14 protein-coding genes are annotated in these 16,490 nt (G+C 64.2%); 9 read left to right on the top strand and 5 right to left on the bottom strand.

Going from position 1 to position 16,490, the window contains the following annotated elements:
- Positions 1-503: 503 nt before the first annotated feature.
- The gene (gene secA / locus K288_RS0124060; RefSeq protein WP_027581866.1) at positions 504-3,359 is read right to left on the bottom strand and encodes a preprotein translocase subunit SecA; all 2,856 of its coding nucleotides are present in this window, start codon (positions 3,357-3,359) and stop codon (positions 504-506) included.
- A 351-nt stretch (positions 3,360-3,710) separates the two neighbouring features.
- Here secA and K288_RS0124055 point away from each other — a divergent pair, with 351 nt between their 5' ends.
- From K288_RS0124055 to K288_RS0124045, 3 genes are all read left to right on the top strand, one after another.
- A complete protein-coding gene (locus tag K288_RS0124055) occupies positions 3,711-4,646 on the top strand; it encodes a peptidylprolyl isomerase (protein ID WP_027581865.1) in 936 nt (311 codons plus the stop codon).
- A gap of 204 nt (positions 4,647-4,850) precedes the next feature.
- Positions 4,851-6,092, top strand: coding sequence for a bifunctional glutamate N-acetyltransferase/amino-acid acetyltransferase ArgJ (gene argJ / locus K288_RS0124050; protein WP_027581864.1), 1,242 nt, complete (start codon positions 4,851-4,853; stop codon positions 6,090-6,092).
- 79 nt (positions 6,093-6,171) lie between these two features.
- Positions 6,172-6,582, top strand: a complete 411-nt coding sequence (locus K288_RS0124045) for a (deoxy)nucleoside triphosphate pyrophosphohydrolase (protein ID WP_027581863.1) — start codon at positions 6,172-6,174, stop codon at positions 6,580-6,582.
- A gap of 133 nt (positions 6,583-6,715) precedes the next feature.
- On the opposite strand, the gene K288_RS46380 is transcribed toward K288_RS0124045, so the two are convergent.
- The gene (locus tag K288_RS46380) at positions 6,716-7,582 is read right to left on the bottom strand and encodes a methyltransferase domain-containing protein (protein WP_043160554.1); all 867 of its coding nucleotides are present in this window, start codon (positions 7,580-7,582) and stop codon (positions 6,716-6,718) included.
- A 131-nt stretch (positions 7,583-7,713) separates the two neighbouring features.
- Between K288_RS46380 and K288_RS0124035 the strand changes: the two genes are divergently transcribed.
- From K288_RS0124035 to K288_RS0124020, 4 genes are read left to right on the top strand one after another with little or no spacing between them, the layout of a single operon-like run.
- Positions 7,714-8,523, top strand: coding sequence for a ComF family protein (locus tag K288_RS0124035; RefSeq protein ID WP_027581862.1), 810 nt, complete (start codon positions 7,714-7,716; stop codon positions 8,521-8,523).
- Between the two features lie 29 nt (positions 8,524-8,552).
- On the top strand, positions 8,553-8,825 hold the full coding sequence (gene grxC, locus K288_RS0124030) for a glutaredoxin 3 (RefSeq protein WP_027581861.1): 273 nt from the start codon (positions 8,553-8,555) through the stop codon (positions 8,823-8,825).
- On the top strand, positions 8,825-9,703 hold the full coding sequence (locus K288_RS0124025; RefSeq protein ID WP_027581860.1) for a carbon-nitrogen hydrolase family protein: 879 nt from the start codon (positions 8,825-8,827) through the stop codon (positions 9,701-9,703). The genes grxC and K288_RS0124025 overlap by 1 nt, the downstream gene beginning before the upstream one ends.
- On the top strand, positions 9,700-10,170 hold the full coding sequence (locus tag K288_RS0124020) for a DUF1178 family protein (RefSeq protein WP_027581859.1): 471 nt from the start codon (positions 9,700-9,702) through the stop codon (positions 10,168-10,170). Before K288_RS0124025 ends, K288_RS0124020 begins: the two co-directional genes overlap by 4 nt.
- 3 nt (positions 10,171-10,173) lie before the next feature.
- Here K288_RS0124020 and K288_RS0124015 read toward each other — a convergent pair whose 3' ends face one another.
- From K288_RS0124015 to K288_RS0124005, 3 genes are all read right to left on the bottom strand, one after another.
- Positions 10,174-11,073 carry an EamA family transporter gene (locus K288_RS0124015; protein WP_027581858.1) on the bottom strand — a complete coding sequence of 300 codons (900 nt, stop codon included), beginning with the start codon at positions 11,071-11,073 and terminating at the stop codon, positions 10,174-10,176.
- Positions 11,074-11,193: 120 nt separating this feature from the next.
- On the bottom strand, positions 11,194-11,943 hold the full coding sequence (gene ubiG / locus K288_RS0124010; protein ID WP_027581857.1) for a bifunctional 2-polyprenyl-6-hydroxyphenol methylase/3-demethylubiquinol 3-O-methyltransferase UbiG: 750 nt from the start codon (positions 11,941-11,943) through the stop codon (positions 11,194-11,196).
- Positions 11,944-11,955: 12 nt separating this feature from the next.
- Positions 11,956-12,423: a PH domain-containing protein gene (locus K288_RS0124005; RefSeq protein WP_027581856.1), complete on the bottom strand. Its 468-nt coding sequence runs from the start codon at positions 12,421-12,423 to the stop codon at positions 11,956-11,958.
- A 172-nt stretch (positions 12,424-12,595) separates the two neighbouring features.
- On the opposite strand from K288_RS0124005, the gene K288_RS0124000 reads away from it, so the two are divergent.
- Positions 12,596-13,849: an aspartate kinase gene (locus K288_RS0124000; protein ID WP_027581855.1), complete on the top strand. Its 1,254-nt coding sequence runs from the start codon at positions 12,596-12,598 to the stop codon at positions 13,847-13,849.
- Positions 13,850-14,186: 337 nt separating this feature from the next.
- Complete coding sequence (gene ptsP / locus K288_RS0123995) at positions 14,187-16,454, top strand: phosphoenolpyruvate--protein phosphotransferase (RefSeq protein WP_027581854.1); 2,268 nt, start codon at positions 14,187-14,189, stop codon at positions 16,452-16,454.
- Positions 16,455-16,490 lie beyond the last annotated feature (36 nt).

The following is a 16,490-nucleotide window of genomic DNA, read 5'->3' as shown; positions in this document are numbered from 1 at the left end:
TTCCATCCCCCAGGACTTAGCGCCAGCGTCGGGGCGCCAGGACCACACGACTTCGCCGTCCGTGATGCGCGTGCTCGTCAGTCACACGCTTCACGTCCACCGCATCTCACCGCAACGTTCGTGACGATCGCGAGCCGCCCCTCATTTGGGTGAGACGCGCGGAGTTAAATCACTGATTTGCCCGACGACGGAAGCGGAATGTTTTTCGCGGAAGGGGTGGACAGACTTTTGGCCTGATTTGCCCGTCGGGTTGCTATGTCGCACCGAAAGTCGCCACATCGTCATTGCGAGCGCGGCGAAGCAATCCATGGCGCCACAAGTGGAAAAATGGATTGCTTCGCTACGCTCGCAATGACGGAGGCTGTCATTCCGGGGCGACGCGAAGCGGCGAGCCCGGAATCTATCGAGCCGCATGCGTTGGAGGAGAAATGGATTCCGGGTTCGTCCTTCGGACGCCCCGGAATGACGGAGAGGAGAATGCTGCCCGTTACGGGCAGCTCAGCTCACGCATACCGGCCGTGGCAGTGCTTGTACTTCTTGCCGCTTCCGCAGGGGCAATCCTCGTTGCGGCCGACCTTGCCCCAGGTGGTGGGGTTGTTGGGATCGCGGTCGGAGGGAGCGGCCTTCGGCACCAGCGAGGCGTTGGCGAAGGCCGAAGCGCTGGCAAAGGACATCTCGTCTTCGCCGGTGTTGGGATCGAGCTTGTGCGCTTCCATCGCCGGCAGCACAGGCTGCTGCTCCTCCGGCGGAATGATCTCGACCCGCATCAATTGCGCGGTGACGGCCTCGCGCAGATGCGAGCTCATCTCCTGGAAGAGGTTGAAGGCTTCCGTCTTGTACTCCTGCAGCGGATCGCGCTGGCCGTAGCCGCGCAGGCCGATCACCTGGCGCAGATGGTCGAGCATGATCAGGTGCTCGCGCCAGAGATGGTCGAGCGTCTGCAACAGGATCGTCTTCTCGACGTAGCGCATCACGTCGGGACCCCATTGCGCGACCTTGGCCGCCATGTGCTCGTCGACATGCTTCTCGATCCGCGCCAGGAGCTCCTCGTCGGCGATGCCCTCTTCCTTGGCCCATTCGTCGACCGGCAAATCGACATCGAGCACGCGCTTCAATTCGTCCTTCAGCCCCGCCGCATCCCACTGCTCGGCATAGGCGTGCTCGGGGATATGCTTGGCCACTAGATCCTCGATGAAGGCGTGGCGCATGTCGGTGACGGTCTCGGCGACACTCTCGTCCTTCATCAGCTCGACGCGCTGGTCGAAGATCACCTTGCGCTGATCGTTCTGGACGTTGTCGAACTTGAGCAGATTCTTGCGGATGTCGAAGTTGCGCGCCTCGACCTTCTGCTGCGCCTTTTCCAGCGCCTTGTTGATCCAGGGATGGATGATCGCCTCGCCCTCTTTCAGGCCGAGCCGGGTCAACATGCTGTCGAGTCGGTCGGACCCGAAGATGCGCATCAGATCGTCTTCCAGCGACAGGAAGAACTTCGAGCGGCCGGGGTCGCCCTGGCGGCCGGAACGGCCGCGGAGCTGGTTGTCGATGCGGCGGGATTCATGCCGCTCTGAGCCGATGATGTAGAGGCCGCCGGGCTTGGCGACCGTCTTGGCCGGCTTGCTGCCCTTGGCGGGCTCGACCTCGACGACCTCCTCCGCCTTCAACACGATCTCGCGGAAGCGCTCGATGTCGGCCTTGATCTGCTCGATCTTCTTCGCCTTCTCGTCTTCATCGACGATGGCGGCCGTCTCCTGCTGGATCCGCATCTCGAGCGAACCGCCAAGCTTGATGTCGGTGCCGCGGCCGGCCATGTTGGTCGCGATCGTGATCGCGCCGGGCACGCCGGCTTCGGCGACGATATAGGCTTCCTGCTCGTGGAAGCGCGCGTTCAGCACCGCGAACAGCTTGGCCGGCTTGCCCGCACGCGCCGCTGCATAAAGCTTGTCGAGCGCGCCGTGATTGCTGAAGTCGATCTGCTTGTAGCCGTGCTTGCGCAAGTACTCGGCCAGCACTTCCGACTTCTCGATCGAGGCGGTACCGACCAGGACCGGCTGCAGGCGCTTGTTGGCGCGTTCGATCTCGGAGAGGATCGCGGCGTATTTCTCGGTCTGGGTGCGGTAGACCTCGTCGTCCTCGTCGAGGCGCGCCACCGGCAAGTTGGTCGGGATCTCCAAGACCTCGAGCTTGTAGATGTCGAACAATTCGTCGGCCTCGGTCGCGGCCGTGCCGGTCATGCCCGCCAGCTTCTCGTACATCCGGAAATAGTTCTGGAACGTGATCGACGCGAGCGTCTGGTTCTCCGGCTGGACCTGGACATGCTCTTTGGCTTCCAGCGCCTGGTGCAGGCCTTCCGAATAGCGGCGGCCCGGCATCATGCGTCCGGTGAACTCGTCGATGATGACCACCTCGCCGTCGCGGACGATGTAATCCTTGTCGCGGGTGAACAGCGTGTGCGCGCGCAGCGCCTGGTTGACGTGGTGGACGACCGAGACGTTCTCGACGTCATAGAGGGAGTCACCCTTGAGCTGGCCGGCGTCGCGCAGCAGCCCTTCGAGCTTTTCCATGCCGCCTTCGGTCAGCGTCACCGTGCGCTGCTTCTCGTCGACCTCATAGTCGGACTTGTCGAGCTGCGGAAAGAAGGTGTCGATGGTGTTGTAGAAATCAGAGCGGTCGTCGAGCGGACCGGAGATGATCAGCGGCGTCCGCGCTTCGTCGATCAGGATCGAGTCGACTTCGTCGACGATGGCGTAATAGTGCCCGCGCTGGACCATGTCCTCCAGGCGGTACTTCATGTTGTCGCGGAGGTAGTCGAAGCCGTATTCGTTGTTGGTGCCGTAGGTGATGTCGCAGCCGTAGGCGGTCTTGCGCTCGGCATCGTCGAGCCCATGGACGATCACGCCGGTGCTCATGCCGAGGAAGGAATAGATCTGGCCCATCCAGCCGGAGTCGCGGCGGGCAAGGTAGTCGTTGACGGTGACGACATGGACGCCCTTGCCGGCGAGCGCGTTGAGATAGACCGCGAGCGTCGCGACCAGCGTCTTGCCTTCGCCGGTCTTCATCTCGGCGATGTCGCCCTCGTGCAGCACCATGCCGCCGATCAGCTGCACATCGAAGTGGCGCTGGCCGAGCGTGCGCTTGGCGGCCTCGCGGACGGTCGCGAACGCCGGTACCAGGAGGTCGTCGAGCGTCTTGCCGTTCGCCAGCTCCTGCCGGAATTCCGCGGTGCGGGCCTTCAGCGCCTCGTCCGAAAGCTTTGCGAGTTCGGGCTCCAATGCGTTGATGGCGTTGACGCGGGTCTGATACCCCTTGACCCGCCGGTCGTTGGCGGAGCCGAACAATTTGCGGGCGAGCGCGCCGATCATGCGTAGTTCCTGTTCTTCTGCGTTGCAACCAGAGCGTGGTGCAGCCGATTGTCTATCAACTCGCCGTGACGCGCTCCGGCACCGGCCCCAACCGAGACCCGATCCGCCAATTGAGTGGGAAGCAAGCAATCCAAGGTTCAACGGCCAAAAACGTAAGCAAAATGAGCGCTATCGCCATTGACACGATGGGCCAGAGATATGGCCCGCCCCGGGGGTTGTCAACGCTCGGCAAGATGGCAAGGAATTCATCATTTTGTCAGACTTTTCGCGTTGCCAATCCGCCTTGATTGGGCGAGTGTCCGCCCCGCTCAAGAGAAGTTCCCCCTGTCCGAGACAAGTTAAGGATTTTGCATGACCACGTCGTTCGCGGAAATGAAACCCGGCTTGCGTGTCGGCCTCGCGTCCCTGGCCGTGACTGCCTCGATCGCCGCGGTTCTCGCCTTCGGCCTGCCGGTCCGCGCCGAAGATTCCAACCCAGTGCTCGCCAAGGTCAACGGGCAGGAAATCCGGCAGAGCGACGTGGCGATCGCCGAAGAGGAACTTGGGCCGAGCCTGCAGCAGATGGACCCCGCGACGCGGAAGGACAACGTGCTGTCCTTCCTGATCGACATGAAGATCGTCGCCAAGGCTGCCGAGGACAAGAAGGTCGACAATACCGACGAGTTCAAGAAGCGCCTCGCCTTCACCCGCAACCGGCTGCTGATGGACAGCCTGCTCGCCAGCGAGGGCAAGGCCGCGACCACCGACGACGCCATGAAGAAGGTCTATGAAGAGGCCTCCAAGCAGATCACCGGCGAGCAGGAAGTGCATGCCCGCCACATCCTGGTCGAGACCGAGGACGAGGCCAAGGCGATCAAGGCCGAGCTCGACAAGGGCGCCGATTTCGCCGAACTCGCCAAGAAGAAGTCGAAGGATCCCGGCGCTTCCGATGGCGGCGACCTGGGCTTCTTCACCAAAGAGCAGATGGTGCCGGAATTCTCCGCCGTCGCCTTCTCGCTCGCACCGGGCAAGATCTCCGACCCCGTGAAGTCGCAGTTCGGTTGGCACATCATCAAGGTCGAGGAAAAGCGCAACCGCACCGCGCCTCCCTTCGACCAGGTCAAGGGCCAGATCGAGACCTATGTGACCCGCAAGGCGCAGGCCGACTATGTCGCCAAGCTGCGCGAGGCTGCCAAGATCGAGCGCATGGACAAGCCGGAAGAGACCGCCAAGAGCGAGACCAAGCCGGACGCGTCGGCCCCCGCCAAGCCGTCCGACTCCAAGATGGCGCCGCCGGCGAAGAAGTAACGTGATGGTCCCGGCGAAGGCCGGGACCTCACTCGTCTTCGTTCTCTTGTCGCTATGGCGAACAGTTTCTTGAACAGTTGATGACGGTGGTTATGGGTCCCGGCGCAAGGCCGGGACGACACCGTCACTGTGTCGCGCCCCCTCTCCCGCTCCGACAATTGAAATGATACAGAGCGCTTCCCTCCTCGAAGCTGGAAGCTCTCCATGTCCACCGCCGTTTCTCCCCTCGCCCCGACAGACGTTCCCGATTTGCCCGCGATCGCGGGCGTCAGGCTTGCGACGGCGGCGGCCGGCATCCGCTACAAGGGGCGCACCGATGTGCTGCTCGCGGTGATGGACAAGGGCACCACCGTCGCCGGCGTCTTCACCAAGTCGAAATGCCCGTCGGCCCCGGTGGAATGGTGCCGCGCCAAGCTCGGCAACGGGCAAGCGCGTGCGCTGGTGGTCAATTCAGGCAATGCCAATGCCTTCACCGGCAAGACCGGCAAGCAGGCGACCACGCTGACTGCACAGATTGCCGCCAAGGCGGTCGGCTGCGGCGTCAACGAGATTTTCCTGGCCTCCACCGGCGTGATCGGCGAGCCGCTCGATGCGACCAAGTTCGATGGCGTGCTGGCGACGCTTGCCGAAACGGCGGCGCCCGACGACTGGATGAGTGCGGCCAAGGCGATCATGACCACCGACACCTTCCCGAAGGTGGCGACCGCGACCGTGAAGCTCGGTAAGGCCAAGGTGACGATCAACGGCATGGCCAAGGGCGCCGGCATGATCGCACCCGACATGGCGACGATGCTGTCCTTCATCTTCACCGACGCGCCGCTGTCTTCAGCCGCACTGCAGCAGCTCCTCAAGAGCGGGGTCGAGGATACCTTCAACGCCGTCACCATCGACGGCGACACCTCGACATCGGACACGCTCTTGGCATTCGCGACCGGCGCCGCCGCAGCTCATGGCGCGCCGAAGATCAGCCGCGCCAGCGATCCGCGCCTGAAAGCGTTTGCCAAAGCCTTCCGCGACGTGCTCGCCGACCTTTCCGAACAGGTGGCGCGTGACGGCGAAGGCGCGCGGAAACTGGTCGAGATCATCGTCGATGGCGCTACCACCAAGGCGTCCGCCCGAAAGATCGCGATGTCGGTGGCGAACTCGCCGCTGGTGAAGACCGCGATCGCCGGCGAGGACGCCAATTGGGGCCGTGTGGTGATGGCGGTCGGCAAGGCCGGCGAGCCCGCCAACCGCGACAAGCTCTCGATCGCCTTCAACGGCATCCGCGTCGCCAAAAGCGGCGCCCGCGACCCCTCCTATAACGAGGCGGAAGTGTCGCAGGCGATGAAGGACCCGAAGATCCAGATCAAGATCAACCTCGGCCTCGGCAAGGGCCGCGACCGCGTACTGACCTGCGATCTCACCAAGGAATATGTCGCGATCAACGGCGATTATCGGTCGTAAGCTGTCCGGCGTAGGATGGGTAGAGCGAAGCGAAACCCATCCTGCGATCCGCCGTCATGACAATTCAAGTGTGTAGCGCATGACCGATATCAAACTCACCCTCGTGGTTGCCTGCGCGCTTGTTGATGCCGACAAGCGCGTGCTGCTGGCGCAGCGGCCTGCGGGCAAGCCGATGGCTGGTCTCTGGGAGTTCCCGGGCGGCAAGGTCGAGGCAGGCGAGCGGCCGGAAGCGACGCTGATCCGCGAATTGCACGAAGAGCTCGGCATCACCGTCGCCGAGCCGTGCCTGGCACCGCTGACCTTCGCGAGCCACGCCTACGAGACGTTTCATTTGCTGATGCCGCTCTATATCTGCCGGCGCTGGGACGGCATGGTGACCGCGCGCGAGGGACAGAATCTCGCCTGGGTCCGCGCCAACAAATTGCGCGACTATGAGATGCCGGCAGCGGACATTCCGCTGATCCCGCATCTGATCGATCTGCTGCTGTGAGCCTTCATCCTCCCCTGAAAGGGGAGGGTCGGTTCGCATGCAGCACAGCGGAATGCGAAACGGGGAGGGGTCAACTCTCTCCTCTCGGACACCATCTCAATGGAGAGACTGTGACCCCTCCCCGCCGCTCATTTCATTCGCGTCGACCCTCCCCTTTCGGGGGTGGGTGAAGGCGCTTCACCGCCTCTTCCAAACTCGCTTTCGCCGAACCCGGCCGCAGCGGTTTGGGCTGGCTCTCATGCGGTGACCAGCCGGACAGCCAGATCACATCGAAAGTGGCGCGGATGCGGCCATCAGAATCGGCGAAGCGTTCGGCATAGATCTGCGCCATCCGCAGCAGGGTGGCGCGGCGGGTCGGCGCGTGGCGCCGCTCAACCAGGATGTTGGTCGCCCCCATGCGCCGCAATTCCTGCATCAGCGCGAAAGCGTTGTCGTAGCGCACGACGATGCGGTCGACATCGGTCACCGGCAGTGCGAAGCCGGCACGCTGCAACAGCGCACCGACGTCGCGCAGATCGGCGAATGGCGCGACGCGCGGCGACACCCCGCTTTCGCATTCGGCTTCGGCGGCGGCGAAGGATTGCCTGAGCTCGGTCAGCGTATCGCCGCCGATCATCGCCGCCAGCAACAGCCCGTCCGGCCTCAGCGCGCGACGGATCTGCGCGAGCACGCCGGGAAGATCGTTGACGAACTGGAAGGCGAGCGCGGAGACCGCGAGATCGAGCGATTGCGGCGGCAGCGGAAGGACTTCGGAAGCCTCCAGCGCAACCTCGCGGACGGACTTGCATCGCTCGCGCAAGAGATCATGGAGCGCACTGCCCGGCGTCCAGATGTCGGCGGCATCGGCAAACTCCCGCGTGACCGCCTGCAATCGCTCCGCCATGTCCTCGGCGACGCGCTCGAGCAGGAAGGTGACCGGCGCATTTTGCTGCGCGCGCTTCAGCCGCGCCGACAACAGCGCGCGGTCGAACAACACGGGTGCGGTCGGGTTTGCGGCCATGCCGGTTGGTACGCTTTGCCTCCGCCGCTGGCAACGCAATGCTTGAGCTCGCACTTTGGTAACGCTGTTTGCGCATGATCTTTTCGGAAAACCGGTTTCCACTTTTCCGGATCATGCTTTACCCTCGTTCCATGGGCGCCGAGGCATCACCATCCCGCTCCATTGCAGGCCATTTGCGCGGCGCGCTGAGCGTTGCGCAGGGAGCATGGACGCATGCAGCGCGGCTGATGCTCGACATCGCGCTGCCGACGCTGTGCGTTGCCTGCCGCGAGCCGGTCGACGGCGAGGGCGTCTGCGCCACCTGCTGGGCCAAATTGTCGTTCATTGCACCACCGTTCTGCCCGCGGCTCGGCATTCCCTTCGTCTACGACCCCGGTCCGGAGCTGTTGTCGATGGAGGCGATCGCCAATCCACCGGCCTACCAGCGCGCCCGCGCCGCTGTGCGCTATGACGACGTGGCGCGCACGCTGGTGCACGCATTGAAATACCAGGACCGCACCGATCTGGCGCCGGCAATGGGTCGCTGGATGGCGCGGGCGGGGAAGGAATTGCTCCGCGACGCCGATATTTTAGTGCCGGTTCCCCTGCACTGGCGGCGCGGCTGGAGCCGCCGGTACAACCAATCCGGCGGGCTTGCCCGCGTCATTTCGCGCCAAAGCGGCGTCAACCTCGCCTCCGATGCGCTGCGCCGGGTGCGCTCGACCGAGCAGCAGGTCGGATTGTCGCGGGCGCAGCGGGCGACCAATGTCCAGGGTGCGTTCAAAGTGGCGCCGGACCGAGCCGCCGAAGTCCAGGGGCGCCGGGTGATCCTCGTCGATGACGTCCTGACCTCGGGAGCGACGGTTGACGCCTGCGCGCGGGCGCTTCTGCGCGCCAAAGCGGCACAGGTCGACGTGCTGGTGTTCGCCCGGGTTGTCGATAGCCACAAAGGTCCCATATAATCCCGAACAAAATCACAACCGAGCTCACCATGACCGCTGCGATTGAAATCTATACCCGCCCGGGCTGCGGCTATTGTTCCGCGGCCAAGTCGCTTCTGACCCGCAAGAAGGCGGCGTTCACCGAATTGAACATTGCCAGCGACGCGGCCTATCGCGACGAGATGTACAAGCGGGCTGGCGCCGGTTCGACCTTTCCGCAGATCTTCATCGGCAACACCCATGTCGGTGGCTGCGACGAGCTCTATGCGCTCGACCGCGAGGGCAAGCTCGATGGGCTGCTCTCCAGCGAAGGCGTGGCCTGATGGGCGCCGATAGCACCTTCACCGCCGCCATGGTGCAGATGCGCACCTCGCTTCTGCCGGAGCCGAGTCTCGAGCAGGGCATGAAGCTGGTGCGCGAGGCGGCGGCGCAAGGCGCGGACTATGTGCTCACGCCCGAAGTGAGCAACATGATGCAATTGAACCGCAAGGCGCTGTTCGAGCATCTCGCGACGGAAGAGGACGACAAGTCGCTGAAGGCCTATCGCGCGCTCGCATCCGAATTGAAGATCCACCTTCATGTCGGCTCGCTGGCGCTGCGCTTCTCGCCGGAGAAGGCGGTGAACCGCTCGTTCCTGATCGGCCCGGACGGCAACCTGCTCGCCAGCTACGACAAGATCCATATGTTCGATATCGATCTGCCGGGCGGCGAGAGCTATCGCGAATCGGCCAATTACCAGCCGGGCGAGACTGCCGTGATCTCCGACCTGCCTTGGGGCCGGCTCGGACTCACGATCTGCTATGACGTGCGCTTCCCGGCGCTTTACCGTGCGCTGGCTGAAAGCGGCGCGTCGTTCCTCACCGTGCCCTCCGCCTTCACCCGCAAGACCGGGGAGGCGCATTGGCACATTCTGCTTCGCTCCCGCGCCATCGAGACCGGCTGCTTCGTGTTTGCCGCCGCGCAAGCCGGCCTGCATGAGAACAAGCGCGAGACCTATGGTCATTCGCTGATCATCGATCCCTGGGGCGAGATTCTCGCCGAGGGCGGCGTCGAGCCGGGCGTGTTCCTGGCGAAGATCGATCCGGCCAAGGTCGAGACCGCGCGCAGGGCGATCCCCTCGCTGCAGCACGGGCGCCGCTTCACGGTCGCCGACCCCAAGGCAGGTCCGGAGCATCTGCACCTCGTCCGGGGCTCGGCATGATCCGCTACAACCTGCGCTGCGAACGGGGCCATGCTTTCGAAAGCTGGTTCCAGAGTTCGTCGGCCTATGACCAGCAGGTGCGCCGCAAGCTCGTGATCTGCCCGACCTGCGGCACGGCCAAGGTCGAGAAGGCGATCATGGCGCCGCAGATCGTCGGCAAGAAGGGACGCGAAAGCGCACCTCCCGTGGCCGCCGAGCAGCCGGCGCCCGCGCCAGCCGAATCAACGCCGCTGATGATGGCGCAGGAGCGCGAACTGCGCACCAAGCTGAAGGAATTGCGCGACCACATCGTCAAGAACGCCGACAATGTCGGCGACCGCTTCCCCACCGAGGCGCGCAAGATGCATTACGGCGATATCGAGCACCGCCCGATCTACGGCGAAGCCTCGCCGGAGGAAGCGCGCTCGCTGATCGACGAAGGCGTCGAGGTCTCGCCGCTGCCGGTGCTGCCGGACGACCGCAACTGATCCTCACGCCGCGATCAACAGCGCCACGCCGATCACGATCAGGACGATTCCGGAAAGCTCGCGCGGCGAGATCGGCTGCTTGAACGAGTAGTACGCCACGCCTTGCGCGAACAAGACCTCGATCAGCGCCAATGTTCGCACGTTCGCCGCCGCCGTCAGCGCGAAGGCGAGGAACCAGAATTGCGAGGCGAACGCGCCCATGAAGCCCGCCAGCATCGAGGGCCGCCATAGTCCGAGGATCGCCTTGAGCACGCCGGGCGCGCGCAGCAACAGATAGATCGACAGCACCAGCGTCTGCACGAACAGGCCGAACACCAGCGTATAGGACGACGCGGTCACGAAGGAGACGCCGGGCACCGCGATGATCGCACCGCGAAAGCCGATCGCCGACAGCGCGAAGGCGGCCGCCGCGACCAGGCCGATGATGGTCGGCTTCAGCTCCGCAAACCCCTTCTCGCCGCCGGGCCGCAGCGCAGTGATGACGACGCCGATGGTCGCGATCAGGATCGCGATCACCTTCAGCAAGGTGAGGTGATCGCCGAGGAAGACGAAGCCGAAGATCGCGGTCTGGATCGCCTCGGTCTTCAGATAGGCCGTGGTCACCACGAAGGAGCGCTCGTTCATCGCCAGCAGCATCAAGCCGGTGGCGACGATCTGGCTGAGCGCGCCGAGCAGCAGCCACGGCCAGAACACCGCTGGCGGCCAGGGCAGCGGATCGCCCGTCGCCACCATGACCAGCGCGAAGAACAGGATCGAGAACGGAAAGCCGAACAGGAAGCGGATATTGGTCGCGCCCCAGGTCCCGAGCGGCCCGGTCAGCGACCGCTGCATCGCATTGCGCGCGACCTGTCCGAGCGCAGCGACGACGGTGAAGGGAATCCAGAGCGAGGAAATCGTTAGCATCTGCGGGAGGATCGCGGGCGGGCTGTGAAAACGCAATCACCGTGGCGGGCGCCGCGCGCGCGGTCAACCGGAACAGCGCATGACAGGATTGCGCCGAAGCCACAAATTCGCTGTCGTCCCCTACCGCTCCTCCGCGACCACCATGTAGTTCACGTCCATGTCGGAGGAGATGTTCCATTTGTCGGCGAGCGGGTTGTAGACGACGCCGGCCTGGTCGGTGATGGTGAGGCGGTTCTCTTGCAGGTGATGCTCGAGCTCGTCGGGAGTGACGAACTTGCTCCACTGATGGGTGCCGCGCGGCAGCCAGCGCAGGACATATTCGGCGCCGACGATTGCGAGTGCAAAGCTCTTCCAGTTGCGGTTCAACGTCGAGAGCACCATCAGCCCGCCGGGCTTGAGCATCGCCGCGCAGCGCTTCAGGAACACGCCGACATCGGTGACATGCTCGACGACCTCCATCGCCAGCACGATGTCGAAGCGCTCGCGCGCGTCCATTTCTTCCGCCGTGGTGCAGCGATAATCGATCGCCAGGTGCCCCTTGTCGGCATGCAGTTTCGCGGCGGCGATGTTGGAGGCGGAGGGATCGATGCCGATCACCTGCGCGCCGAGCCGTGCGAGCGGCTCGCACAACAGCCCGGCGCCGCAGCCAATATCGAGGACGCGCAGGCCGGACAGGCAGCTCAGGCTCCTGGCGTTGCGATCGAACTTGCGGCAGGCCGCATCGCGGATATAGCCGATCCGCAAAGGATTGATCTTGTGCAGCGGCGCCATCTTGCCGCGCGGGTCCCACCACTCCGCCGAGAGCTTTGAGAATTTTGCGACCTCGGCCGGGTCGACCGTGGTGCCGGAAAAGTCAGATTGCATAGCCATTGATGCGCGCCCCTATCGCGCCGTGATGTAACTGCGGAATGCGAGCGGCGAGGCAATCATCTTGATCGTCTTTTGCCCCTCGCCGACGCCGAGGATTCGTACGTTGCCGTAGTTGAGGATACGGCCAAGAATACTCTGTGAGACGTCGACGCTCTCGACCTTGTCGAGGCTCATTTCAAACGTCTCGCGCTGAATGAATCCCTCCTTGTGGACAATCCGCAGATTGGTCACATCGGTCTCGGTGGTCCAGCGGTGGAACCAGGCCGTCACCGTCTTGTACAATGCTGCAATCGCCGCGACGCCAGCGAGCACCAGGCACAGCACCGCCGGCGCGCCGGCTGGTACCATGTAGGCCAGGACAACGAAGACAATCGCCACGACCCAGCCAACAATTGCCGGCAGGAAGAAGATCCAGTGCGCATTGGTTGAATACAGCACCCTCTCGCCCGGCTGCAGGATCTCGTCGATATACCGCCCCATACAAACGCCTCAGTTACCGCCGCGCCATAGCCACCCGAGCCCCCCGCTGCCGACGGCGCCAGGAACCCGCTTGCCCCCGGCCGCTTCGCTATGTATACGCGCGTTTCAGCCCCCGCGCTTGGGTTAAAGCGCGGGCACTCTACCTATCCTCACAGGGAATGCACGCGTCGTCATGGGCCGCCTCGTGATGAAGTTCGGCGGCACCTCCGTCGCCAATATCGACCGAATCCGCAACGTCGCACGCCATGTCAAACGCGAGGTCGATGCCGGGCACGATGTTGCCGTGGTGGTCTCGGCCATGTCCGGCAAGACCAACGAGTTGGTGGCCTGGTGCAGCGAAGCCTCCGCGATGCACGACGCGCGCGAATACGACGCCGTCGTCGCCTCGGGCGAGCAGGTCACCTCCGGCCTGCTCGCGATCACGTTGCAGAGCATGGGTATCCAGGCGCGCTCGTGGCAGGGCTGGCAGATCCCGATCAAGACCTCCGAGGCGCACGCTTCGGCGCGCATCCTCGATATCGACGGCAGCGAGATCATGAACCGCTTCAAGGAGCGGAAGGAGGTCGCGGTCATCGCCGGCTTCCAGGGCATCAATCCCGAGACCGGCCGCATCACCACGCTCGGCCGCGGCGGTTCCGATACCTCGGCGGTGGCGATTGCAGTGGCGGTCCGAGCCGACCGCTGCGACATCTATACCGACGTTGACGGCGTCTACACCACCGACCCGCGCGTGGTGCCGAAGGCGCATCGGCTCGACAAGATCGCGTTCGAGGACATGCTGGAATTGGCGTCGCAGGGCGCCAAGGTCCTGCAGGTGCGCTCGGTGGAACTCGGCATGGTGCACAACATGCCAATCTTCGTCCGTTCCAGCTTCGACAAGCCCGAAGATATCGACCCGCACGGCACGCCGCCGGGCACGCTGATCTGCAGCGAGGAGGAAATCATGGAAATGCACGTCGTCACCGGCATCGCCTTCTCCAAGGACGAAGCCCAGATTTCCGTGCGCCAGATCGAGGACAAGCCGGGTGTCGCGGCTGCAATCTTCGGCCCGCTCGCGGATGCCAGCATCAATGTCGACATGATCGTGCAGAACGTCTCCGAGGACGGCAAGACCACGGACCTTACCTTCACCGTTCCGGCGGCCGACTACACCCGCGCCCGCGACACCATCACCGCGGCCAAGAGCAAGATCGGCTACCAGCGCTTTGACAGCGCCACCGACGTCTCGAAAGTATCTGTCATCGGCAGCGGCATGCGCAGCCATGCCGGCGTCGCCGCCAAGGCCTTTGCTGCGCTCGCCGCACGCAACATCAACATCCGCGCCATCACCACCTCCGAGATCAAGTTCTCGGTGCTGATCGATGCCGCCTATACCGAGCTCGCGGTGCGTACACTGCACACGCTGTACGGTCTCGACCAGGCCTGAAGCGGTTCCTGGTCCATCTCCAGTGGGAGAGGTGGAACAGCCGCTCGAGCCCACATTTCTCGCTGTTGCGAGTAAGAATTTCTCTTAGCGACTGCAGCATTCGGCTGACAGAGACGTTATATCCCTTGGCAGGCGTTTTGCTTGGCAAAACAAGCCTCGATTGGCTATACGGCCTGATCGGAGGGCGCCGCAAACTGTGTCACAGTCTCGGCGAATCCGATTCGGCCGGGTTGCGAAGTTGCGGCGGCGCCGATGGATAAAATTGTTGGATTAGTCGAGTTTCTCGCCAGCTACCGGCCACACGGCCTGCTGGCCATATGGGGGAGGGTTTTAACCTATGCGGAGCGCTTCGGGAGGTCCCCGCGTCCTGTTGAGACGGCTCCGCGAAACCATGGCGGAGCAAGTCTCGGCCCAGGAGCGGCTGGACAAGATCGTGGTCCTGATCGCGGCCAATATGGTGGCCGAGGTCTGCTCGGTCTATGTGCTGCGCGTCGATAACACCCTCGAGCTCTACGCCACCGAAGGTCTGAACCGCGACGCTGTCCACAGAACTGTGCTCAGCGCGCACGAAGGCCTGGTCGGCCTCGTCGCCAGCGAGGCCACGCCGCTCAATTTGAGCGACGCGCAAAGCCACCCGGCCTTCTCCTATCGCCCGGAAACCGGCGAAGAGATCTACCATTCCTTCCTCGGCGTGCCGATCCTGCGCGCCGGCAACACGCTCGGTGTGCTGGTGGTGCAGAACCGCGCCAAGCGCACTTATGTCGAGGAAGAGGTCGAGGCGCTGCAGACCACCGCCATGGTGCTGGCGGAGATGATTGCCTCGGGCGAATTGGCGGCGTTGGCGCAACCAGGCGCCGAGCCCGCGGCGCGGCATTCGATGCACAAGACCGGCGCCATCCTCTCCGAGGGCATCGCGCTCGGCCATGTCGTGCTGCACGAGCCGCGCGTCGTCATCACCAACTATATCGCCGAGGACCTGCCGAAGGAGATCAAGCGGCTGGACACGGCGCTGACCAAGCTGCGCTCGGACCTCGACCGGCTCCTGGAACGCGGCGACGTCGCTGACGGCGGCGAGCATCGCGACGTGTTGGAAGCCTATCGCATGTTCGCCAACGACCAGGGTTGGTCGCACAAGCTGCATGAGGCGGTTGCCACCGGCCTCACCGCCGAAGCCGCGGTCGAACGCGTGCAGTCCGACACCCGCGCGCGCATGCTGCGCTCGACCGATCCCTACTTGCGCGACCGGCTGCATGACCTCGAAGATCTCGGCCACCGCCTGATGCGGCAGCTGGTCGGCCAGGACCATGCGCCGTCGCGCGAACAACTGCCCGACAACGCGATCCTGATCGCGCGCGCGATGGGACCTGCCGCGCTGCTCGACTATGATCGCAAGCGATTGCGAGGCCTGGTGCTGGAGGAAGGCACCGCCAATTCGCACGTCTCGATCGTGGCGCGCGCGCTCGGCATTCCCGCGGTCGGCGAAGTGCCGAATGCGCCCGGCATCGCCGACCCCGGCGACGCCATCATCGTCGACGGCATCTCGGGCGAGATCTATGTCCGCCCTTCGACCGAGATCGAATCCGCTTATGCCGAGCGGGTCCGATTCCGCGCCCGACGCCAGGCGCAATACTCGGCGCTGCGCGACAAGCCCTGCGTGACCAAGGACGGCCAGCCGATCGAACTCCTGATCAACGCCGGCCTGACCATCGACCTGCCGCATATCGATGACACCGGCAGCGCCGGCATCGGCCTGTTCCGCACCGAGCTGCAGTTCATGGTGAGCCCGAATTTGCCGCGCTCCAGCGATCAGCTCGCGCTCTATCGTACCGTGCTGGATGCGGCGGGAGCGAAGCCTGTCACGTTCCGCACGCTCGACATTGGCGGCGACAAGGCGCTCCCCTACATGGAGACCGTGGTCGAGGAGAACCCGGCGCTCGGCTGGCGCGCGATCCGGCTCGGCCTCGACCGGCCGGGACTGTTGCGCGGCCAGATCCGTGCACTCTTGCGCGCTGCTGGCGGGCGCGCGCTGAAGATCATGTTCCCAATGATTTCAGACGTTGCCGAGTTCGATCAGGCCAAGGCCATCGTCGAGCGTGAACTGACTTATCTCCGCCAGCACGGCCATTCACTGCCCGAGCGTGTCGATGTCGGCACCATGGTCGAGGTTCCTGCGCTGCTCTACCAGCTTGACGAGCTGCTGAAGCGGGTCGACTTCCTCTCGGTCGGATCGAACGATCTGTTCCAGTTCCTGTTTGCGGTCGACCGCGGCAACGCCAAGGTCTCGGAACGGTTCGACACGCTGTCCGCGCCGATCCTGCGCGCGTTGCGCGACATCGTGCGCAAGACGCAGTCCGTCAAGAAGGTCGCCTCGCTGTGCGGCGAGATGGCATCGAAGCCGATCGGCGCGCTGGCGCTGATCGCGCTCGGCTACCGCTCGCTGTCACTGTCGGCGACCGCGCACGGGCCGGTGAAGGCGATGATCCTCGAGCTCGACGCCAAGAAAGCCGAAGCGATGATCAACCCGCTTCTGGATGCGCCGAGCGGTAGCGTGTCGATCCGCGAGAAGCTGACGGAATTTGCGGAAGCCGAAGGGCTCACCTTGTAGCGACGCTCTCGTTGGTGACGCCGCCCTGCCCTTCCC

The organism is Bradyrhizobium sp. Ai1a-2 (genome assembly GCF_000426245.1).
In the GTDB taxonomy this organism is placed as follows: domain Bacteria; phylum Pseudomonadota; class Alphaproteobacteria; order Rhizobiales; family Xanthobacteraceae; genus Bradyrhizobium.
Note: the sequence above shows the minus strand (reverse complement) of the source record. Positions and strands in the feature narration are given on the sequence as shown.